This window comes from Prodigiosinella aquatilis (genome assembly GCA_030388725.1).
In the GTDB taxonomy this organism is placed as follows: Bacteria; Pseudomonadota; Gammaproteobacteria; order Enterobacterales; family Enterobacteriaceae; genus Prodigiosinella; species Prodigiosinella aquatilis.
Genome location: CP128857.1, coordinates 960,446 through 982,194, shown reverse-complemented (window position 1 = coordinate 982,194; position 21,749 = coordinate 960,446). Strand labels below are relative to the sequence as shown.

The following is a 21,749-nucleotide window of genomic DNA, read 5'->3' as shown; positions in this document are numbered from 1 at the left end:
TTTGCTAATATTCAACAATTGTGTTTTTTTTCATCGTGTTATCGTGTGGTTTATTGATAAATATCAATTCCACGCTGATTAATCGCTGTCAGATCATGTACTGGAGCGTTTTACTGGCAATCGGAGTTTGAAAAACTGGGGAAGAAGGTGAAAATCATCAGCCCACAGTATGTAAAACCTTTTGTTCGTGGGCAGAAAAACGATGGCAATGATGCACTGGCTATTGCTATCGCACTGATGTTACAGCGTACCGAAAAATGGTGACAGATTGTTCCTGCACAGTCAGAACCTGATATTTATACTGGTCCCAGAGACCGTCCATGTGTTGAGGCGACTGTATGCGGATTGCCATTTGGCACAGGAATTCCTGATGTCGGATAGATGTAAGCAACAACCAAAAACCTGTTCAGTGCTTGCAAAACGGAGGTAGTCCATAGATATAAAATGTAGCATCGGAGATACTCAGCTTGCGACAGACTTCCGGTATCGGAGTCCCCAGTTCAGCCTGCTTCAGGGCAAAACAATCTGCTCTTCGGTAAATCGTGATTTTTTCATCGGCACCACCGCCTTTCAGGCGAGGATTCATCATGCCGGAATTCTGTTTCTGAATGGAGCAGGATGGAGCAGGATTTTGGGTCAGGGTCAGACGTCCATTACATCACTACAGCTTGTGTTATTATCCAACACATTGATCATGCGGAGATGAATGATGGCAGGTGAAACGCGCGGTCGCGGAAGGCCCCGGAAAACAGAAAGTACATATTCAGATACCCGTAATGACCTGATCCGCAGCGGACTGGAACTTCTGACACAAAATGGATTTCTTTCAACTGGTGTCGACGCCATTGTAAAAAATGCAAATGTACCGAAGGGCTCATTCTATTACTACTTCAAAAGTAAAGAAGAATATGTGCAAACAGTTCTGAATACATATGACAGTTTTTTTGAACACAAACTGAAGAAACATCTTCACAATACATCCTATGCTCCAATGGAACGTATCGAAAACTTTGTTAATGATGCCTGTGAAGGGATAAAAAAGTACAATTTCACTAGGGGATGTTTGGTAGGAAATATGATGCAGGAGAGCCCAGGACTCCCTTCATCATTTATAAAACAACTTCAGAATATTCTGGATAACTGGCAGCACCTTGTTTCTGTTTGCCTGTTTGATGCTTTATCCACAGGAGAGATAATGTCTGATGTTAATGCGAAACAACTGGCAGCTATTTTCTGGAGTGGCTGGGAAGGAGCGGTAATGCGTTCTAAGCTATATTGCACGATGCAACCTATTTACGATTTCTGGAACTACTTTAAAATTTCTGTCAGATATCAGAATGAACTACGGGATCTAAAACTAAAATAGTCAGAAGACTCGAAAGTGATAGGGATAAACGTCCCCATTCTCTGGACCGTATGCCTATTTATAACTCGACTGATCATCGTTAATTTGTATTAGTCACGACTAATACAATAGGTAGTAACGGTTTTTTCCACTATAAAACTTTTTGTATAAGGCATTCAGTTCATGCCGATTGAAATCTTCTGATATTTCACTATCAGTGAGTTCCTTCGGGTCCATACTGATGGTTTTTCTCATAGCGAGAATCATGATATTGGCTGATAGTTTCCCGCTATAGTTAAAACCTAATAATTTGAACTTCCTGGTGGACGCCATTTACAATCCTTCCTCTATGATATATCCCAAAAGCTTTATATCATGTGGTTTATTTTTATCTACTAACAAGCTGAGTTGGCGAATAGTTTTTCCATTACGCATTTTCTTTTTTAGATAGATCCGGCGCAATCCGCGACCCCAGTAAAAACTGTAGTTTTTATCTGGAATATTGGCAAGGCGGATCGTCGCGCCGGTGAATTCAAGTGGGGTGACCGTCCACGTAATTATTAGTGGCAGACACAAGTGCCCGCCAACCTGACATTTGAAATTGGCAAAAGTAAGGACTCACAGGATTGGTACTATGATCAGACCTAGCCCGGCAGTTGGATAATTCAGTTCAACACCCATGTCGGCGCATCACCACGGGTACTGAATATCGCTATTGCCGCAGCCAGTAATAATGGTATGACGACGCCGGCCACTACGCCGCAACTAGTGGTGAAGGTCAACGATCAACTACTGAGCACGCTAAAGTACAGCAATGATAAAGCCATTTACCGTGAAGCCATGCAAAGCGGTAAATACCACGAGGTCCATATCCCGCTACCTGAAGGCATTCTGAAAAAGGATGTCAATCGCGTCACACTGGAGTTGCAAGATGGTATGGTGATGTATGATGCCATCAGCCTGCGTGAGCCGCCGTCTGAAGAGGAATAATCGACGAGTTATCCATAACAAGCATCCCCCCGCTTACACGCTGTCTCTTATACACAAATCCTCCGGCAAAATTGTCGGGGGATTTTTTTGAATCTTTTCTCCGTTTGTTGATCTCTATCTGATACTCCCCCCTGTTTCTGGTGTGCTGTTATGGTGTTTTCTGATTGTTATTCATGGGCTGACGACATTTTTGGATCCGCTGAATTAGGGGATTTACGCCGTACCCGGCGGCTTGTCACCCTGGCTTCCTCACTGGCTCAATACACTGGACTGTCTATCGTGAAATCCTCCCATTCTTCTGCTGAAGTTGAAGGTGCCTATCGCCTGATGCGCAACCCTGCCGTTTTGCCTGACGCCATTGCTGACGCCGGTTTTGCTGCGACGACCAGAGTCGCTGCTGAACACCCGCTCCTGCTTGCTCTGGAAGATAGCACCTCACTGAATTTCAGCCACAGTACCGTTCGGGAAGAACTGGGTAACATCACCAACAGCCAGCGCGCCCGTGGGCTTCAGGTACACTCCGTCCTGCTTTATGCGCCAGGTTGTGCTCATATGGTCGGTCTTATTGAACAACAGCGCTGGAGCCGTGAATCAGACAGTTACGGTAAAAAACACCAGCGTAAACAACGCCCTTATGAAGAGAAAGAGAGTTACAAATGGCAGAAAGCTTCTGAGCATATGGCACAACGGCTGGGTGAAATCCAGTCACGGGTTATCCCTGTCAGCGACAGGGAGGCAGATATCTGGCATTACCTTGACTATAAACTCAGCCAGGGACAGCGGTTCGTGGTCCGGGCGGCACAGAACCGCCTGCTGGCGGAGGCTCCCGGTAAACTGTTCAGCCTGCCGGCGCATCTGACAGAGGCAGGCAGTCATACGCTGAATGTGGTACAGAAAGGTGGGCGGGCAGCCCGTCAGACGCAAATGTTTATCAGCTACAGCGTCGTGCAGTTGAAAAAAGCAACCGGAGAGGCATCGCTGTCATTAACGTATATCTGCTGCCGGGAAGCGGCTCCGGAAGGGGCCTGCTGGCATCTACTAACCTCAGAGAAGGTGGAAAACACGGAACAGGCAAGGGCCATAGTGGGTTATTACGAACGGCGGTGGCTGATAGAGGAATACCACAAGGCATGGAAAAGCGGCGGCGCACGGGTGGAAGAGTTGCGGATGCAGACGCGGGACAATCTGGAGCGAATGGTGACAATCCTGGCGTTCGTGGCAGTGAGGGTGCTGGCGTTACGGGAGGGAGGCGTGAGTGAAGAAACACAGAACGAAAGTTGCGAATCGGTGCTAAGTGAGGTGGAGTGGAAGTTGCTGTGGGTGAAGCAGGAAGGAAAAACGTTACCGGAAAGTCCCCCGACAGTGAAATGGGCCTGCCTGTCACTGGCAAAACTGGGGCGATGGTATGACAGTAAGCGAACGGGAAAACCGGGCTGGATAGTCATATGGGATGGCTGGTTCAAACTTCAGGATATGGTTGAAGGCTACAGACTGGCAAAGTCTCTTGATCAGGAGATCTGATCAAGAGACAGGCTTACACGGGGGGATGTTATTGATGCTGTCACCACAGTAGTCACTCCCTGTATTTAATCATCAAAATACAAGCGTCCCTTCTTTGGTTCCCCTGGTGTTGGAGGATGACAGATCTCGTTATTTCCAATAAAAAACAAGCAAGCAAATTATAATTTAAAAAATAATAACTTATGTCCAGCCAATAGCCAATTCATCAGACCAACTAAACGATAGCGCAATGCAAATGTTTAAGTCAACGTATTAGTAGACATAAAGGTGCTATTTGTGTCTACTTTTTATGATTTTTAGGCATTCATTACAGTTTTACTCATTTATTCTCCTATAGCCTCGCCGCCTCACCACTGGAAATATATTGGCTCGCAACCTCACGAGTGTTCTGTTTTTCCACAGAAATGGAATCTTGTTCCGCTCAGGGTTGGATGACATCACGGCGTGATATATAGTGGCCTGAGAAGCTATTGCTGAAGGAATTACCATGAAAACAACCAATGCCCAGCGTAAAGTAAACATCATTAAAAATATTGAATATCTGATGCGTACGCGCGGAGAAACCAAAGCCTCTTTTTCAAACCGCACCGGCGTTACGCGAACCACAATCTATAAAATACTTGATGGTCGCGTTAATAACGTGCAGCAATCGACCGTTAACAGAATCTCGGACTTTTTTGGCGTTTCTTGTGAAGAAATAGAAGATTAAGATCTTGAAAAGGTCGAGTTGCTTAATAAAACCATCTCTTTTGAAGGCAATAGAAATCCTTCTGCCGTACCGATAATTCCTCAGTCAGAACTACTATCTGTATTTGAACAAAAAATTGGACAGTTAACCATTCAATACCCGTTAACCTATTTCTTTGGCGATGAAGCAAATATGCTGGCGATAAAAGTAGAGACCGCTATTGGTGATCAATTCTCACCTAACGACACTATTATTATCAAACGCCCACCAGCACTGGTATTGAATACACCAATGCTCTGCTATTCATACTCATCTGGCTTTATTATCCAATCAGCAGAAGAGCAGTCTACAGCAGATAAAAATAAACCACATGATATAAAGCTTTTGGGATATATCATAGAGGAAAGATTGTAAATGGAGTCTAACAGGAAGTTTAAATTATTAGGTTTTAACCATAGCGGGAAACTATCAGCCAATATCATGGTTCTCGCTACGGGAAAAACCATCAGCATGGATCTGAAAGAACTCACTGATAGTGAAATATCAGAAGATTTCAATCGGCATGAACTGAATGCCTTATACAAAAAGCTTTATAGTGGAAAAGAAATTGTTACTACCTATGATCTTAGTGACCGTCATGATCGTTCCTGGCATGCTTATGTTCTGCTCAGTATCGCACTAACTGTTATTTTTATTTTTTCCACTATCGCCGGTGTTAAACCCATTAATATTCCCAAATTGAATATGATTGTTCCACCTGCGGTTTTCGTTTATCCCATTACGTTTATTCTGGTGGATATTCTTAATGAATTTTACGGTTTGAAACTGGCCAGACGGACGATTATCATCAGCTTCTTCGCCCACCTTTTTTTCGTGTTGGCGTTATGGATTACCAGCCTGATTCCGCCACTGCCCCAATGGGAATACGGCCAAACTTATAATGGCATTATTCATAGTATGATGGCGGTATTGGTGGCCTCATCTCTCGCTTATCTGGTTTCTGAAAACGTTAATGCCTACGTACTGTATAAAATAAAGATCCTGACCAAATCCAAATATCTGTTTATCCGAGTGATTACCAGTACCGTTACAGCGTCTGCCCTGGACAGTATTATTTTTTGTACCCTGGCGTTCTATAATGTACTAAGTTTTGAGATAATCAAAGAGATGATTTTGTCGCAATTTCTGATCAAAGTAGGCTATGCGGTGCTGGGTGTCGGCCCTATTTATGGTACCCGCAAACTGTTCAGAAGCTATATCAATACCGCTACGGCAAGGAACTGATTACATGCATATTACGGAAAAAGATCACATCACACATTTGGGCGTCCGCTCCCATTATCCAGACCAGTACTCACCCCAGTTGCTGGAAGCCTTGCCCCGCGCCCGTGGCCGGGAAGTGATTGGTTTGAATACGCCGGCGTTACCGTTTACCGGATACGACTTGTGGACAGCATTTGAGCTTTCCTGGCTGAATAATAAAGGCAAACCCGTGGTGGGAATTGCGGAATTTATTATTCCCGCCAGCTCTGAAAACCTGATTGAGTCAAAATCATTCAAACTTTACCTTAACAGCCTCAATCAGACCCGTTTCCGAGACCTTGAAACCCTGCTCGCGACCTTAATCAACGATTTGTCTGAAGCCGCCAAGGGAGATGTCAAGGTTACGCTGTACCCTGGATTATCCGGTTACTCTTCGGCTATTGATACACTGCCCGGTATCAATATTGACGATCTGGATATTGAAGTGAACAACTATGACTTTAATCCGGATTATCTGAAATACGCCATATCCGAAAAATCAGACTATATCGCTGAAACATTATGCTCCAATTTACTGAAATCCAACTGTCTGGTGACCTATCAGCCTGACTGGGGCAGCGTCGTCATTAACTATGAAGGTAAGCAAATCGATCGAGAATGTCTGCTACGTTATCTGATCTCTTTTCGTCAGCATAATGAGTTTCATGAACAGTGTGTGGAAAGGATCTTCAATGATATCAAACGCTACTGCCAACCCCAGAAACTGACCGTGTTTGCCCGTTATACGCGACGTGGCGGGCTGGACATCAACCCATTCCGCAGCGATTTCGAAGAAAAAACAACGACGGGCCGCCTGATTCGTCAATAAACCGCTATACCCCAAATAATTCGAGTTGCAGGAAGGCGGTAAGAGAGTGAATCCCGAGGAGCTTACTCAGGTAAGTGATTCGGGTGAACGAACGCCGCCAACACACCTGCGACTTGAAGTATGACGGGTATAACCCTTCCGCCTGCGGTTAAACCGAGTCATGCCCGTGCAATACCGGGCATGACGCGATAGAACAATAAAAAGTATATCAACCACCTGGGATGTTCCGGTGTAAACGGGGATAGCGTCTAATCGGTTGCTTCAGTTACCCCTTTCACCATCAAATGCTGCTTCAGGTAGCTAATAAACGTATTAATACGCACCGGTACATGACGGCGATGCTGATAAACCGCATAAATATCCGCATCAGGCGTTTTGAAATCCGTCAGCAGCGCCACCAGTTCCCCCCGTTCGAGATGAGCCTTCACATCCCAGAAAGAGCGCAGGATAATACCTTGCCCATCCAACGCATAATGCACAATCGTTTCACCATCATTGCTGGAAAGGTTGCCGAAAGCACGATGTGTCAGCTCCTCACCGTCCCGATAAAAACGCCATAACGCATAGTCACTCTCATACTGACGCAGCACCAGGCAATTATGGGCAACCAGCTCCGCTACCGTTGCCGGTGTTCCGGCACGTTCAAGATAGGCAGGTGCTGCGCATAATATGCGGGGATTATTCATCAGTTTATGAGCAACCAAGCGGGAGTCCGGTGGTTCCCCCACCCGGATATCAATATCAACCCCGGCATCCAACATGTTTACTGGCAGGCTCGCTAGCCGAAGTTGTATCTCCAGTTCAGGATGTTGCTGGGAAAAGGAGGAAATCAGCGGTGCGACATACCGTCGGCCAAAACCAAAAGAGGCATTGATGGTTAACTTACCGCGTAACGCCAGTTGATTACGGCCCACCACACTTTCCAGCTCTTCAATCTCATTCAGTATCGGTAGCGCCCCTTCAGCATAAAGTTGTCCTTCCGGGGTTAAATCCAGGCGTCGGGTCGTTCGTTGAATCAACTGCACACCCAAACGGTGTTCAAGACGAGTCAATCGTTTACTGACCGCGGGCAGTGACACGCCCTGTTCCCGTGCCACGGCAGTCAGGCTGCCAAGAAACGCAATGCGACTGAAAAACAGCAGATCATCAATAGCGCTCATACATTCTTCTCTTTAATTCAACAATGACTTGCTCATAAGACGAATTGTTTACATAAGACAGAGTAAATACACTGGTTCTTACGTTAGTACAACCACACAGGAATCTCTGATGTCTGCACCTCACTACAAAATTGCTGTTATTCCCGGCGATGGAATTGGCAAAGAAGTTATGCCGGAAGGCGTACGGGTGATGGATCGCGCCGCACAACAATTCGGCTTGAACATCCAATGGGAATGGTTCGATTTCGCCAGCGCCGATTACTATCTCAAGCACGGCAAAATGATGCCGGATAACTGGTTTTCCCTGCTGAAAGACGTCGATGCTATTTATTTCGGTGCTGTTGGCTGGCCGGAAGTGGTACCGGACCACGTGTCACTCTGGCAATCCCTGTTATTGTTTCGTCGCGAGTTTGATCAGTATGTCAATCTGCGTCCGTGCCGCTTAATGCCGGGGGTAAAAACGCCACTGGCCGGACGCTATCCGGGGGATATCGATTTCTATATCGTGCGCGAGAATACCGAAGGGGAGTACTCCAGCGTTGGAGGTACGATGTTCGCCGGTACTGATCGGGAAGTAGTGATACAGGAAACAGTAATGACCCGCGTCGGGGTTGATCGCATTCTGAAATTCGCTTACGAGCTGGCGATGCGTCGTCCTAAGAAACACCTCACATCAGCGACCAAATCCAATGGTATCGCTATCACCATGCCATATTGGGATAGCCGTGTCGCAGAGATGGGGAAAAACTATCCGCAGGTCACGGTGGATAAATTCCATATAGATATCCTCAGCGCCAACTTTGTACTGCATCCGGACTGGTTTGATGTGGTGGTTGCCAGCAACCTGTTTGGCGATATTCTTTCCGACCTTGGTCCGGCCTGTACCGGCACCATTGGCATTGCACCATCGGCCAACATCAACCCGGCCCGAAATTTTCCCAGCCTGTTTGAACCGGTACATGGTTCAGCGCCGGATATCGCGGGGAAAGGCATTGCCAATCCGATTGGTCAAATCTGGTGTGGCGCGATGATGCTGGAACACTTAGGGCATTTCGATGCTGGTGCAGCGGTATTGAAGGCAATTGAAACTGTGCTGGCGCAAGGGCCGGAACAGGCACCACTGACGCGAGATCTGGGAGGGAAAGGTAATACTGAATCGTTGGGAAGAGCAATTGCTGACGCATTGTAAGTGAGAATGGGGAAAGCACAAAAAAAGGCCGCTAAACGGCCTTTTTCATAGAAATATTAATGCATGGCGCCAGGAGGGACATCTTTATAGACGTTGACATAAGCGGCCAGGATTTTTTTCAGTAATTTACGCACGTTGATTGCCTTGATTTACGTTGTTGTCTTGTTACTTGCCGGTGAAATATTCTACTGAGTGTTGATAAGCACCACAATACTTTTGTGATATACATCACAAAAATATTCGTATACTCATCTTCTGGTGTACCAATAACGCGGCATATGCTGGTTTTTAGGACCTAAAATCAAACAAATTTTAACGTACTGATGTAACCTATTTTGTTATTCTTTGATATATAAAAGTATTTCACGATGACATAAAAACAGCCATACTAGTACTTCGCCGCCTAAGTCATTACCATCCTTATCTTATGGAAACATGGAAACTCAATCTCTTCTCTGCCTGGCTAGGGTGCTTTTTCACCGGCATGGCAATGAGCCAGATCCTACCTTTTCTACCACTGTATATAGAACAGCTTGGCGTCACTGATCATGCGTCACTGAATCTCTGGTCCGGTCTGGTTTTCAGCTCATCCTTTCTGGTTTCAGCCATTGTCGCACCGCTGTGGGGAAGCCTGGCTGATCGTAAAGGCCGCAAGCTGATGCTGTTGCGAGCCGCGCTGGGGATGGCGATCGTCATGTGCCTACAAGGTTTGGCAACCAACGTCTGGCAACTGTTTTTCCTGCGCGCGGCAATGGGCCTGACATCCGGTTTTATTCCCAATGCCATGGCGCTGATTGCCTCGCAAGTGCCACGCACCAAAAGCGGCTGGGCACTGGGAACACTCTCCACCGGGCAAGTTTCTGGTGTGATTATTGGCCCGCTGCTAGGGGGGTTCATGGCGGATCACCTCGGGCTACGACTGGTATTCTTCGTCACTGGCGGTATGTTGTTCATCAGCTTTTTAATCACACTATTCGCTATCAAAGAAAGTGTTATCAAAGTCAGTAAAGCCGACCGGCTAAGTGGAAAGGCAGTGTTCTCCACATTGCCTTTTCCAATGCTGATTATCAGTTTGTTCTTCACCACCATGATGATCCAGATGGCAAACGGCTCGATCAGCCCTATTTTGACGCTGTTTATCCGTAATCTCTCGCCCGGTATTGATAATATTGCCTTTATCAGTGGCGTCATTGCCTCCGTCCCAGGTATTTCCGCATTGATATCAGCGCCCCGGCTTGGCCGGTTAGGTGACAGAATTGGTTCTCAGCGAGTGCTGATTGTCGCGTTGATTTTCTGCGCCTTGCTATTTTTCCTGATGTCTTCCGTCCAAAATGCCACACAATTGGGTATTTTGCGCTTCCTGCTCGGGTTCGCCGACGGTGCCCTGATGCCCGCCGTACAGACCTTACTGGTTAAATACAGTAGCCAGCAGGTAACGGGTCGTATCTTTGGTTATAACCAGTCTTTTGGCTATATGGGCAATGTCGTCGGCCCACTGCTTGGTTCCAGCATTTCCGCCATGATGGGCTACCGCTGGGTATTTTTGGTGACGGCTCTGCTGGTATTGATCAACATGCTACAGTTACTCATCAGTTTCCGCCGTCTGCCAAGGAAAACCTGATGTTCCAGACTGTTGGCTAACCGATGTATGGTGTCAGAACAGTGATAAGGGGAAAAGAGTAAAGCAATCTGTGCCAATACTGGCGCGGTTTGAAGTTTACAAAGATGTACTAGCGTCTTTACTCTCTTCCCATTATCGAGGCCACTTGCACTTTGCCATCAAACTCATGCTCTTTATTCTCCATACTCTACACGCCGATAGCCGGGTTATAGCGGCTTAGTTGTCGCATCGCAGACTCTTCATCTGCCTTTCATGATTTTGTCATCTTCCTCCTCAAAGATAGCGCCTGTGCAAACGTATGCACTCCTGAAAAAAGGCGCTCACTATGTTTGGCAAGAAACCACTTTCACGTTTTATTCTCGCTTCCGGGCTGCTGTTCAGCCTGATAGGCCACGCAGCAGATTTGGTCATCGCTGGCCGCGATGACGTTTATGGCAAAGCACTCGACAGCACACTGACCCGTTTCCAGCAGAAACATCCCGGCAAGCAGATTGAACTGCTTAAGCTGCCCTACGGCAACCTGTATGAAAAACTGGTCATCTCCATGCGTGAAAACGCGTCAGCCTACGATCTGGTATTGATGGACGATACCTGGAGTCCTGAGTTTGCAGGCAACGGTTGGCTACAACCACTACCGAAAAAGATGCAGAGCAATGACTTTATCCCAGCGGTGATGGATATCTCCCGTGTGCCGGAAAAAACTGGCCCGGCGTACAGTTTACCGGTAGTCGGTAACGTAGAAATGTTTGCCCTGCGCAAGGATTTGTTCGACAAACACCAGCTCAAAGCCCCCACCAGTTGGAACGATGTGCTGAGCAGTGCAAAAATCCTGCAACAACAGGAACCCGGTGTATCCGGCGTGGTATTCCGCGGCATGAAAGGCAACCCGATCGTCTCTGGCTTTATGCCCATTCTGTGGGCCTACAACGGCGCAGTGGTTAAAGATGGTAAAGCCGCGCTGGATTCCCCACAGGCGTTACAGGCTCTGAAAACCTTCATCGCGTTAAAAGCGTTCGCGCCAACTGGTGTGGATGTTTATAACGCCGCCGATGTCCGTCAGTCGCTGGAGCAAGGTAAAGCAGCGATGGCGATTGAAGTGTGGCCGGCATGGGCGGCGGCGCTGGATAACCCGGACAAATCCAAGGTCGTAGGTAAGGTTGAACTACAACCGGCACCCGGACAGGTTGCCGGCCCATCCCCTATGCTAGGCATCTGGCAGATGGCGATTACCAAAAACAGCCAACATAGCAAGCTGGCACAAGAATTCCTGACCTACCTCACCAGCGCTGAAAATCAGAAAGCATTGGCGCTGGAACTGGGACTTCCGCCGACCCGCCGCAGTGTTTATCAGGATAAGCAGATTATCCAGAAATACCGCTGGTATCCGGCACAGTTGACCGCACTGGAGGCTGGCAGAGCCCGTCCACGGATCCGTAACTGGCAGGAAGTGGAAAGTATTCTGGGTGACTATCTGCAACTGGCGTTGATGGATCAAATGCCTGCGCAGGTCGCACTGCAACAGGCTAACCAGAAAATTGCCCAGGCGCTGAAATAGTCCGCCACGGCTGACAACGCGATCCCTGCCAACGCGGGGGATCGCGTTGAACACAATACTGCGGTGAAAACAGGACTCCTGCTTGTGCAGGTGTGACACCCAGGCTAACCGCCGGGTTCAACCGTCGGTATCCGTGATTTGATGGCTGAAGGACACTCCATGCTTTTTGATTCCCGCTGGCAGCGCTGGTTGTTACTGCTCCCCGCCACGTTACTGCTGGTGGCACTCACGCTCTACCCTATCGGACAAATGTTGCTCTATTCGTTCAGCCATGTCGACTATGCCTCCGCGAGTCATCACTGGGTGGGCTGGGATAACTATCGCCAGTTATTCAATGACTGGTTCTTCACCACCAGCCTGAAGAATACACTGGTGTTTTCACTGGGCAGTTCGCTGCTACAGGTCTTGCTTGGGCTGGTACTGGCACTGCTGCTGTATCGCCATTTTCCTGGTCGCCAGTGGGTCCTGAGCCTGATGATTTACCCGATGATGCTCTCCACGCTGGTCTGTTCCGCTATCTGGCGCGTCTGGTTTCACTATGATTTTGGCCTGCTGAATAACTGCCTGACATCGCTGGGCCTGATGCCGGTGGAGTGGCTCTCCAACCCACACATCGCCTTATTATCACTGATGCTGGTAGATATCTGGCAGTGGACGCCGATGGCCTGCCTGATCATCCTGGCGGGATTGCAGTCAATCCCCAAAGAGCTGCTGGAAGCAGCACAGAGCGACGGCGCCAACGGCTGGCGACGTTTGTGGTACGTCACGCTACCGCTTATTCGTCAACCTATTTTGCTGGCGCTGTTATTGCGCTCCATCGACACCTTCAAACTGTTTGACAAGGTTTATGCGTTGACGGGCGGCGGTCCCGGCTATGCCACGGAGACGCTGTCACTGTACATCTATCAGCAAGGATTCAAGTTTTTTAATCTGGGGCTGGCCAGCGCCGGAGCCGTTATCATGTTGTTGTGTGCCAGCGTGATGAGCCTGACATATGCCTGGCAATTGATGCGCAAAGGGGAACCCCAATGACACGTTTTTCCTGGTTATCGATCTTGCGCGCCATGGCCATTATCACAGCGATGCTGTTTTTTACTCTACCGATTATCTGGATGGCGGCGGCGGCCTTTAAGTCTACCGCCGAATTTTCCAGCCGACACAGTCCCTTCTGGCCACAGCACTGGACACTGACCCACATCACTACCTTGCTGGCAAACGGCTTTGTCGATCGGCTGATCAATACGTTGCTGGTCGCAGGCGGCGCTACCGCACTGTCCCTGCTGGTCGGTTTTATGGCGGCTTATACGCTGGCGCGTCACCGTTTTCCGGCACGACTGGATACGCTGTTTCTGTTGCTGGTATTGCTGATCAAAATGATGCCGCCGATTGTGGTAGCTATCCCGTTGTTCTCATTACTGAAAACGCTGCATCTGCTGAATAGCCTCGCCGGATTGGTACTGGTATATCAGGTTTATACGCTACCATTCTGTATCTGGATGCTGCTAAGTTTTATCCGTGAGATCCCACTGACACTGGAAGAGGCAGCGGCGATGGATGGCGCCAACCTGTGGCGACGTCTGCGCTACATCGTCATCCCCGCCTGCGCGCCTGGTCTGGTGGCAACCGCCATTTTCACCCTGATTATCGCCTGGAACGAATTTCTCTTTGCCCTGCTTTATCTGCAAACACCGCAGCAGTTCACACTGCCACTGTTCATCGCCAATTTTATGACGGAAAACCAGGTGTACTGGGGAGAACTGATGAGTATCGGTCTGCTCTCATCACTGCCGGTGTTGCTGGTGGCAGGTTTTGTTCAACGTTATTTGTTACGCGGCTTTGCCGTTAGCCAGAAATAGGAATCCGGGATGAGTGAATTACAGTTACATCACATCACCAAAGGCTTTGGCAAACAGTCGGTGCTGCATGATATCGATCTGCACATCAATCACGGCGAATTGGTGGTATTTGTCGGCCCTTCCGGCAGCGGTAAATCCACATTGTTGCGGATTATCGCCGGGCTGGAGCAGCAGGACAACGGCCAAATCCTGCTGGATGGCGAGGATATTTCCCGTCAGGCACCGGGACGACGTGAAATGGCGATGGTATTTCAGTCCTACGCACTCTATCCCCATATGACGGTAGCGGAAAACATGGGCTTTGCGCTGAAGATGGTCGGTGAGAAACAACCGGTGATTGCGGAAAAAGTCGCGCGGGTGGCAGAGATGCTTCAGCTCACGCCACTCCTGAAACGGAAACCCGCCGCGCTCTCCGGTGGACAGCGCCAGCGGGTGGCTATCGGTCGAGCCATCGTGCGTAAACCGCGTTTATTCCTGTTCGATGAACCGCTCTCCAATCTGGATGCCAGACTCAGAACCCACACTCGTGTACAGCTCAAAGCACTGCATCAGCAACTGGCCGCCACAATGATTTACGTAACACACGATCAGGTGGAAGCCATGACATTGGCTGATCGGATCGTGGTATTGCACAATGGGCGAATCGCCCAGATTGGCACGCCGGAAGAGCTATATCACCGGCCCGCCAACCGGTTTGTAGCCGGATTTATCGGTTCGCCGGAAATGAACTTCTTCCCGATCATCGACGAACAACCACTGGCACCGTGGTTGCAGCAACTGTCATTGACCAATACGACCGCCGTCACGGTAGGTGTGCGCCCGGATGCCTTTGAAATCATCGATAACGTACCGACTTTTCAAGTGGATCTGCTGGAAAGTCTGGGTGCGGTATACCACCTGCATGGGCACTTTATTCATGAACCGCACATTACTGCGGTGGTGGAAACCCGTCAGACCATTAAACCGGGGAACCGACTGGCGCTTAATGTCAATTTATCTCGCTGCCACTGGTTTGACGTAGCAGGCAATCGCCTGACTTCCCCTGCGGTGTCCTGTAGCGCAACGCAGAAAACCGAAAAGGGAATGTAATATGGAACTGGATATTCTTGGTAGCGGGGAAGCCTACGACAATCAGCGGATCAATGCCGCGGTTCGGCTCATCAAAGGGGATTTTCAGTTACTGATCGACTGCGGGCCAACGGTGCCTCAGGCACTCTGGCAACGGCAGATCCAGCCGGATCAAATTCAGGCGGTCTACTTTACCCATTGTCACCCCGACCATGTGCTGGGCTTCACGACCTGGTTGAACTGGTGCGAGTCTTGTGGACGCACAGCACCACTACAAGCTATTGCGCCCCGTCGACAACTGACTCAGTTACAAGCGCTGGCGGATTTCGCTTTTTGGCCCGCCAACCGGCCACAGTTCGCTATCCATTGGCTGGCAACCGACCAGTTACACACTATTGGCCCGTGGCAATGCCAGACCGCCGCCACACGCCACTCGGTGCCTAACGTATCACTGTTACTAACCGGGCCAGAAGGCTCACTGTTTTACAGTGGTGATGGCTCGTTGTCCCCGAAGGGGGAAGCGTTGCTCGCGCAAGCAGATATGGCACTGGTGGAATGTTTTTCCGTGCAGGACTGTGCCTCGCCTTATCATGGCTCCTGGTCACAGATCCAACACTTTACCCGCAAACCAGGTGCCATGCTGGGGCTTTACCACGTTCAGCAAATGCAAAAACCCTTACTTCAACAAACACTGAAGCAGACAAAACAGGTATTCCTACCCGAGCAAGGGGAACGCTGGCAACTGCATAATGGCATCTGGCTACCTATCGCAGGAAGACAATCATGACGGTAAAACGTGTCACGTCCATTGACGTCGCACGCTGTGCGGGGGTTTCGCCTTCTGCCGTATCCCGCACGTACACAGCACAGCACAAGGTCAGCCCGGCGACCCGAGCCAAAGTTCTGGCAGCGGCGGAAACACTGGGGTATCGCCCCAATGCGCTGGCGCGGGCGCTGGTAAATTCCGGACGCCAGGGCTCTGGCATTATCGCCGTGGTGATGAGCGAGTTCGATAATCCGTTTCAGCCCTATCTGTTTTGCCTGTTAACCCAGGCGTTACAACGGCATGGCTTCGTACCGATGCTGATCACCGTTATCGAACCCTGTGATATTCGAGCCCAGTTGCAACAGGCACTCTCCTATCAAGTGGAAGCCGCGATTATCTCAGCCGGTAGTCTGTCGCAGCACACCACCGAACGTTGTCTGGAACTGAATCTGCCCATGGTGCTGATGGGCCGCGAGGATAAGCGTGAAACCATTACTGCCGTGCTGTCCGATAACCGGATGGCCGGGCAGCTGGCGGCAGACTATCTGGTCAGTCTTGGTCTGACCCAGTTGGCGTTTATCAGTGGCCGGCAAGATGGCCAGGCTTCGCAGGAACGACTGGCTGGCTTCTGCGCCACACTGCAACAATACGGATTGCCATCGCCGCATATCATGATCAATCAGGACTACGCTTATCACAGCGGGTATCGCGCCATGAAGCAGCTGTTGCAAAGCTACCCCGAAACTGAAGGCGTGTTTTGTGCCTGTGACGCACTGGCGTTTGGCGCGTTGGACGCCCTGCGGCTGGAAGGTGGCGACACACAGAAAATTATCGGCTGTGATGATACACCTCTGGCAGCGTGGGAAGGTTATCGGCTGACCACGATCCGCCAGCCGGTAGAGCAGTTGGTAGAACAGGTACTGGTGAATCTGGAACAGGTACTGAATGGCACCGCCAGCAGTGGGGTTACGGTGCGTATCGAGCCAACGCTGGTAGTACGTTAATATGACACAACCGAACGACAATCATGGGTACCGTGGCAATAACCGGGTGAATTCCTGAGAGCGGACTCCATGACAAATCTGCCAGAAGCCGATTTGAACGCAGTGTGCAGCCGCCCCATAAGGGCGAGGCCCATGGATGATGAGGCGAGTAACTGAGGTTCGACACCATACACCGGCAGTTTGACAGATGACCGGTATAGAACCATTTTTTATAATCCGACTAATGTTCTGGCACCTATTCCTCTCACGCAGTAGGATCAAAATGGTTTTTGTGGTCAAACGAAGGAGGCTATTGTGTATACAGCGTATGACAGATACAGAAATCCACTCAACCCCGGTTGTCGGGTGATGCAAAACGGCTCTCATCTGGTGGGTACTATTGCCGCTATTCACGACGAAAAGTTGAAACGTGAAGAGATCCGTAAAGCAAAATGTGTTGAGCTGAGAAACGTGGATGGCTATTTCGCACCAGAAGAGCTGATGCGTCTTGGGGGAGACTAAACCACGTTTATCGGGCGTCGTTCTGTCGCCCGATAATCATGTTTTTTGCCGCATATTTTTCTCATTATCTGTAATAAATCCCACCACACACCTAAAACCCGCATCAGAAATGCTCGAACCAATCGAGGTTCTGTTGGGCAATCGGGGTGATGGAATAGATCATTTCCTGAAGGTGTATACGAATAGCATTCTCCGCATCATCCGCATTGTGGGCTTTCAGCGCGTTGAAAATCTGGTAATGCTGCTGAATCAGACTCTGTGGCGGTGATACCTGGCTCAGGCTGAGGAAACGAACTCGGTCCATGGTGGACTTAATGGAATCTATCGTATCCCATGCCAACGGACAACTCGCCATCTGGGTCAAAAGGCGGTGAAAATCATCGTCCAGGTTAAGAAATTCTCGCATCTGGTTGTTTTGCGCGGCCAGCTCCTGCCGACGCAAATTATGTTCCAGAATCAGCAGTTGCTCATCCGTCGCCGCTTCAGCAGCACGACGGGCAACGGCACACTCTATCGCCTGCCGAATGAATCTCGCTTCGGCAACCCGCTGCTCCGAAATTTTCATCACAAAAGTACCACGCTGGGGCAATATCTGCACCAAACCAGCTTCGGCCAATTTGATAAACGCTTCACGAACTGGCTGTCGAGAAACATCAAAACGCGTAGATATTTCCTTTTCGGATAACAGCGTACCCGGTGGAATACTGCACTCAACGATATCTTTACGCAGCAAACGATATATTTGCTGATTTATCGGCTCGTTGTTGTTGATCTGAGAAGATGTATCCATACCACACAGTGAGTTATTCAAGAAATTTATCAATCATGATACATGTATAATCAAGACGATATCCATCTTCTTTTCCCAGCATTACATCAATCTGGCGTTAATCATCATCACGCCCATATTTCATTGAATGCATGGAAATTTGGCTCAGTCTATACTCAAAATAATTCGAGTTGCAGGAAGGCGGCAAGTGAGCGAATCCCGATGAGCTTACTCAGGTAAGTGATTCGGGTGAGCGAACGCAGCCAACACACCTGCAACTTGAAGTATGACGGGTATATATGGAGAAACACTATACCGTCGGCAAGTGACGGTATAGTGGAGTGTTCATCTGAACAAGGGAGGGTTAGTCTGTCCAGACTTTTTCATATTTATAACCGGTTAAATCTTCAACAACCTGTTTGGTATTTACATCTACGGTTTGTTTACTACCGTGGTCTCTTAGACGTTCAACTTCATTGACCAGAATAGTGTGTGTTTTCTTATTCAATCTAAAGGTCAACGCGATCATTAATGCCAGAACTAACAGAACCCCCGTTCCCAGAAACAGGAGTAAGGCAATTGTTTTTATCGCTTCTGGTGATTGAATGCTACTACCCGTTACAAACCCACCTTCCTGTAAAACCACCCCTACAATAAAAGTAGCGATAGCAACGGTGGTTTTTCTGGAAAATGTCATTACTGCGGCAAATAACCCTTCGCGCCTTTTTTTGGTAATGGCTTCGTCCACATCCGGGATAAAAGGAAAAACATTCCAGGGAGTAAACTCCAGCACACATCGTCCAACCTGATAAATACCCGCAATGACAAACAACATTATGATTTTTGACTGTGGTTCATAAACATACACCGCATACAGGCACCCCAGACACAGCAACATGACGGAATAGGCAAATATATACAGTCTGGACGGTCCATACTTGATCATAGCCAGACCGGCCAACAGCGTCACAGGCAACCCGATAATACTTAATGACAGCAAACTGGCTGCCACAGAAGAAGAAATACTCAAACAATATACACAGAAGAAAACAAATACGGTGTTATAGATATCTTTAGCCGTAAACGACAGTAAGTAGATGGCTAAATGTTTCCTGAATGCTCTGACTTTTAAAGTAGAAGCATATTCGGCCCACAGATTACAAAAACGAGTTAACTGTTCTCCAAGCGTCCTCTTCTGAGTGGCTTCCGGGGACTCTAATACCGCCTTCATCTCATCCGTCAATTCACGTTCCCAGGTGACTTTATAAGAGATAAATACACAGATGGCGAACAAAATAGCGAAAAACAAACCATTCACAAAATAGGCCGATGGGTTATGTTCCCCAAAATGGCTAATCAACAAACCAGGGATAAAGGTTGCCAGAAATGTCCCGACTGCCGATAAAAACATGCGGCATGTTGACAGTTTGGTACGCTGATTAAAATCTTTGGTCATTTCCGATGGCAGCGTTTCCCATGGTATCAATACCATAGCTGCAATCACTTCAAATAATAGATAAACCGTCAGATAGAACCAGTAGTTCATACCATTCACCCACAAGAGGGTATAAACCAGCATTAATGGTGTGCCAATTAGCAGGAAAAATCTCCGCCGGCCAAATTTCTTGCCGAAATAATTCTTGTAAAAATGGTCGGTAAAGCTACCCATAAACAAGCTGATTATCGCATCGACAATACGGGCGATCGCAACAATTGACGCGGCTTCTATAGGTGTTAAACCAACAAATGTGGTATAGAAAAATAACAACCAGGCACCGATAACCGTAAAGGCGCCTCCACCCATAATATCTGTTAACCCATAGCCGATGCCAATGGGTACGGTAACTTTTTTAGACATTCTATCAAGCCTCTATTTGCAAAAAATTATACGCAATGAAGATATCGTGGTAAAAATGTTTTTTTAATAAGGCCATCAGATACAGAGAAAAAATCATCTTCATATCTAACTTATTTGAACATCATCATTTTCACCTGGTGTATTCATCTCCTCGACAATGAAAATCCTGATAGCGCTCTATTTTATTTTTATAAAAATCTCAAAAAACAACATAATCCAAACTACATTTGATAGATAAAACCTCATTTAATAAAGACATGAAAAAAAATATCAAGCGTAGTTATCCTTCTTTAAAACTAAAAATTAAAGTAATCCCGTGCATTCTGATAACAGATATTCTTAATCAGTCGAGTTAGTAGCGCATTATCTTCAGGTATTTCACCATCCGTTACCCACTGCCCGACTAGATTGCATAAAATACGACGGAAGTATTCATGTCGGGTATAAGAAATAAAGCTACGTGAGTCAGTCAGCATACCGACAAAATTCACCAGCAAACCATGATCAGCCAGTGCGGTTAATTGTCGAATCATTCCACGTTTGGTGTCATTGAACCACCATCCCGCCCCCAATTGCATACGGGATTTCACAGCGCCAGCCGCCTGAAAATTTGCCAGTGAAGAGGCCACGACATCGTTATAGGTTGGATCCAGGTTATAAAAAATAATCTTAGGCAGCGCGTCATTACGCGACATCGCATCAAGCAACCCATTTATATTACTGGCGACATCCGTTTGATCACAGATAGAGTCATAACCGACATTGGCGCCTAACTGTTTAAACATACGGCTGTTATTATTGCGGGATGCGCCGAAATGAATTTGCATTGCCCAGTCACGTTTGGCATAAGAGGCCGCTAACGACAATAGCACCGCAGATTTATAGCGAGCATCATCATCGCGAGATAATACCAGACCTTGTCTTTTTTTCGCAAAAAGCGCTTCCTGTTCTTTTTCATCCGATGGAATGAATTCCAATTTGGTTAGACCATGATCGGATAAACGTCCTCCTTTCTGATGAAAATAAGCTACACGCCTATCTAATGCATCGAGGAAGTCTTGAAAATGGGTGATCGTTTTATTGTTCAATTTTTCCAGACGGTCAATAAACTGAATAAAGGTGTCACCCTGACCATCGAGTGCATCATCCGGCCGAAATGTCGGCAACACTTTGGTTGTAAATGTTTTATCTGCCCGCAGAATATCATGATATTCCAGTGAGTCAGTCGGTGCATCTGTTGTACAAATGGTTTCCACATTGGATTTTTTAATTAATCCTCTCGGAGAAAATGCCGGTGAGCGGAGTAATTCATTACATTTTTCCCAAACAGATTTCCAGTTATGACTATTTAACGTCTCCGTGATCCCGAAATAAAAATTTAATTCCAGATGCGTCCAGTGATAAAGCGGATTACCAATACACGATTCAACGGTTTCAGCCCATGCCTGGAATTTCTCTATTGCTGTTGCATTCCCGGTTATTTTCTCTTCCGGAATGCCATTAGCACGCATTGCCCGCCATTTATAATGATCTCCGGCCAGCCAAAGCGCCGTGATATCAGCAAATGGTCTGTCTTCAGCGATTACTTTTGGATCGAGATGACAGTGATAATCAATAATCGGTTGATGCTCAGCCACATCATGATAAAGTTTACGGGCGATCTCATTGTTTAAAATAAAATCCTTTCCGATAAACGCCATACTTTCCCCCTTACATAAATAAATTCA

The 21,749-nt window shown here is 47.9% G+C and carries 18 protein-coding genes and 4 pseudogenes; 16 read left to right on the top strand and 6 right to left on the bottom strand.

The genetic code is table 11. The features are described from left to right. Window positions 1-63 precede the first annotated feature (63 nt). Window positions 64-240: pseudogene (locus PCO85_04685) on the top strand (IS110 family transposase). 199 nt (window positions 241-439) lie between these two features. Here the strand turns inward: PCO85_04685 and PCO85_04680 are convergent. Beyond that, window positions 440-555, bottom strand: a pseudogene (locus tag PCO85_04680) (transposase). Between the two features lie 154 nt (window positions 556-709). Here PCO85_04680 and PCO85_04675 point away from each other — a divergent pair. Beyond that, entirely contained in the window at window positions 710-1,366 is a 657-nt protein-coding gene (locus tag PCO85_04675; protein ID WJV55998.1) for a TetR family transcriptional regulator C-terminal domain-containing protein, read from the top strand. Between the two features lie 120 nt (window positions 1,367-1,486). On the opposite strand, the pseudogene PCO85_04670 reads toward PCO85_04675, so the two are convergent. Continuing rightward, window positions 1,487-1,678, bottom strand: a pseudogene (locus PCO85_04670) (VUT family protein). Between the two features lie 330 nt (window positions 1,679-2,008). On the opposite strand from PCO85_04670, the gene PCO85_04665 reads away from it, so the two are divergent. The 5 genes and pseudogenes from PCO85_04665 (at window position 2,009) to queF (ending at window position 6,675) form a co-directional block, all read left to right on the top strand. Beyond that, window positions 2,009-2,335 (top strand): polysaccharide lyase family protein, encoded by a 327-nt coding sequence (locus PCO85_04665; protein WJV55997.1) that lies wholly within the window; start codon window positions 2,009-2,011, stop codon window positions 2,333-2,335. A 150-nt stretch (window positions 2,336-2,485) separates the two neighbouring features. Next, window positions 2,486-3,856, top strand: coding sequence for an IS4 family transposase (locus tag PCO85_04660; protein WJV54737.1), 1,371 nt, complete (start codon window positions 2,486-2,488; stop codon window positions 3,854-3,856). A 487-nt stretch (window positions 3,857-4,343) separates the two neighbouring features. Then, window positions 4,344-4,958, top strand: a pseudogene (locus PCO85_04655) (helix-turn-helix transcriptional regulator). Continuing rightward, window positions 4,959-5,828: a queuosine precursor transporter gene (locus tag PCO85_04650; protein WJV54736.1), complete on the top strand. Its 870-nt coding sequence runs from the start codon at window positions 4,959-4,961 to the stop codon at window positions 5,826-5,828. A 4-nt stretch (window positions 5,829-5,832) separates the two neighbouring features. Then, window positions 5,833-6,675 (top strand): NADPH-dependent 7-cyano-7-deazaguanine reductase QueF, encoded by an 843-nt coding sequence (gene queF, locus PCO85_04645; GenBank protein ID WJV54735.1) that lies wholly within the window; start codon window positions 5,833-5,835, stop codon window positions 6,673-6,675. A 248-nt stretch (window positions 6,676-6,923) separates the two neighbouring features. Here the strand turns inward: queF and PCO85_04640 are convergent, their stop codons facing one another. Continuing rightward, window positions 6,924-7,835: a LysR family transcriptional regulator gene (locus PCO85_04640; protein WJV54734.1), complete on the bottom strand. Its 912-nt coding sequence runs from the start codon at window positions 7,833-7,835 to the stop codon at window positions 6,924-6,926. A 109-nt stretch (window positions 7,836-7,944) separates the two neighbouring features. On the opposite strand from PCO85_04640, the gene PCO85_04635 reads away from it, so the two are divergent. The 9 genes from PCO85_04635 to ydfZ all read left to right on the top strand — a co-directional run bounded on the left by PCO85_04635 (window position 7,945) and on the right by ydfZ (window position 17,395). Continuing rightward, entirely contained in the window at window positions 7,945-9,024 is a 1,080-nt protein-coding gene (locus PCO85_04635) for a tartrate dehydrogenase (protein ID WJV54733.1), read from the top strand. Between the two features lie 427 nt (window positions 9,025-9,451). Next, window positions 9,452-10,645 carry a multidrug efflux MFS transporter gene (locus PCO85_04630; GenBank protein WJV54732.1) on the top strand — a complete coding sequence of 398 codons (1,194 nt, stop codon included), beginning with the start codon at window positions 9,452-9,454 and terminating at the stop codon, window positions 10,643-10,645. A gap of 325 nt (window positions 10,646-10,970) precedes the next feature. Then, entirely contained in the window at window positions 10,971-12,200 is a 1,230-nt protein-coding gene (locus tag PCO85_04625) for an ABC transporter substrate-binding protein (GenBank protein ID WJV54731.1), read from the top strand. A 159-nt stretch (window positions 12,201-12,359) separates the two neighbouring features. After that, window positions 12,360-13,232 carry a sugar ABC transporter permease gene (locus PCO85_04620; protein WJV54730.1) on the top strand — a complete coding sequence of 291 codons (873 nt, stop codon included), beginning with the start codon at window positions 12,360-12,362 and terminating at the stop codon, window positions 13,230-13,232. Next, on the top strand, window positions 13,229-14,056 hold the full coding sequence (locus PCO85_04615) for a carbohydrate ABC transporter permease (GenBank protein WJV54729.1): 828 nt from the start codon (window positions 13,229-13,231) through the stop codon (window positions 14,054-14,056). Before PCO85_04620 ends, PCO85_04615 begins: the two co-directional genes overlap by 4 nt. A 9-nt stretch (window positions 14,057-14,065) precedes the next feature. Continuing rightward, window positions 14,066-15,145, top strand: coding sequence for an ABC transporter ATP-binding protein (locus tag PCO85_04610; GenBank protein ID WJV54728.1), 1,080 nt, complete (start codon window positions 14,066-14,068; stop codon window positions 15,143-15,145). A gap of 1 nt (window position 15,146) precedes the next feature. Further along, on the top strand, window positions 15,147-15,911 hold the full coding sequence (locus PCO85_04605; GenBank protein ID WJV54727.1) for an MBL fold metallo-hydrolase: 765 nt from the start codon (window positions 15,147-15,149) through the stop codon (window positions 15,909-15,911). Further along, window positions 15,908-16,894, top strand: a complete 987-nt coding sequence (locus PCO85_04600; protein ID WJV54726.1) for a LacI family DNA-binding transcriptional regulator — start codon at window positions 15,908-15,910, stop codon at window positions 16,892-16,894. Before PCO85_04605 ends, PCO85_04600 begins: the two co-directional genes overlap by 4 nt. A 294-nt stretch (window positions 16,895-17,188) precedes the next feature. Continuing rightward, window positions 17,189-17,395 (top strand): putative selenium delivery protein YdfZ, encoded by a 207-nt coding sequence (gene ydfZ / locus PCO85_04595; protein ID WJV54725.1) that lies wholly within the window; start codon window positions 17,189-17,191, stop codon window positions 17,393-17,395. A gap of 103 nt (window positions 17,396-17,498) precedes the next feature. Here ydfZ and PCO85_04590 read toward each other — a convergent pair whose 3' ends face one another. From PCO85_04590 to uxaC, 3 genes are all read right to left on the bottom strand, one after another. Next, window positions 17,499-18,185: a GntR family transcriptional regulator gene (locus PCO85_04590; GenBank protein WJV54724.1), complete on the bottom strand. Its 687-nt coding sequence runs from the start codon at window positions 18,183-18,185 to the stop codon at window positions 17,499-17,501. Between the two features lie 343 nt (window positions 18,186-18,528). After that, window positions 18,529-20,022: an MFS transporter gene (locus PCO85_04585; protein ID WJV54723.1), complete on the bottom strand. Its 1,494-nt coding sequence runs from the start codon at window positions 20,020-20,022 to the stop codon at window positions 18,529-18,531. A 296-nt stretch (window positions 20,023-20,318) separates the two neighbouring features. After that, window positions 20,319-21,722 carry a glucuronate isomerase gene (gene uxaC, locus PCO85_04580; GenBank protein WJV54722.1) on the bottom strand — a complete coding sequence of 468 codons (1,404 nt, stop codon included), beginning with the start codon at window positions 21,720-21,722 and terminating at the stop codon, window positions 20,319-20,321. Between the last annotated feature and the right edge of the window lie 27 nt (window positions 21,723-21,749).

Bases quoted from the DNA above. Each gene is read 5' to 3' on its own strand.
- PCO85_04675 (WJV55998.1), top strand. From the start codon at position 710: ATGGCAGGTGAAACGCGCGGTCGCGGAAGGCCCCGGAAAACAGAAAGT.
- PCO85_04660 (WJV54737.1), top strand. From the start codon at position 2,486: ATGGTGTTTTCTGATTGTTATTCATGGGCTGACGACATTTTTGGATCC.
- PCO85_04650 (WJV54736.1), top strand. From the start codon at position 4,959: ATGGAGTCTAACAGGAAGTTTAAATTATTAGGTTTTAACCATAGCGGG.
- queF (WJV54735.1), top strand. From the start codon at position 5,833: ATGCATATTACGGAAAAAGATCACATCACACATTTGGGCGTCCGCTCC.
- PCO85_04640 (WJV54734.1), bottom strand. From the start codon at position 7,835: ATGAGCGCTATTGATGATCTGCTGTTTTTCAGTCGCATTGCGTTTCTT.
- PCO85_04635 (WJV54733.1), top strand. From the start codon at position 7,945: ATGTCTGCACCTCACTACAAAATTGCTGTTATTCCCGGCGATGGAATT.
- PCO85_04630 (WJV54732.1), top strand. From the start codon at position 9,452: ATGGAAACATGGAAACTCAATCTCTTCTCTGCCTGGCTAGGGTGCTTT.
- PCO85_04625 (WJV54731.1), top strand. From the start codon at position 10,971: ATGTTTGGCAAGAAACCACTTTCACGTTTTATTCTCGCTTCCGGGCTG.
- PCO85_04620 (WJV54730.1), top strand. From the start codon at position 12,360: ATGCTTTTTGATTCCCGCTGGCAGCGCTGGTTGTTACTGCTCCCCGCC.
- PCO85_04615 (WJV54729.1), top strand. From the start codon at position 13,229: ATGACACGTTTTTCCTGGTTATCGATCTTGCGCGCCATGGCCATTATC.
- PCO85_04610 (WJV54728.1), top strand. From the start codon at position 14,066: ATGAGTGAATTACAGTTACATCACATCACCAAAGGCTTTGGCAAACAG.
- PCO85_04605 (WJV54727.1), top strand. From the start codon at position 15,147: ATGGAACTGGATATTCTTGGTAGCGGGGAAGCCTACGACAATCAGCGG.
- PCO85_04600 (WJV54726.1), top strand. From the start codon at position 15,908: ATGACGGTAAAACGTGTCACGTCCATTGACGTCGCACGCTGTGCGGGG.
- PCO85_04590 (WJV54724.1), bottom strand. From the start codon at position 18,185: ATGGATACATCTTCTCAGATCAACAACAACGAGCCGATAAATCAGCAA.
- PCO85_04585 (WJV54723.1), bottom strand. From the start codon at position 20,022: ATGTCTAAAAAAGTTACCGTACCCATTGGCATCGGCTATGGGTTAACA.
- uxaC (WJV54722.1), bottom strand. From the start codon at position 21,722: ATGGCGTTTATCGGAAAGGATTTTATTTTAAACAATGAGATCGCCCGT.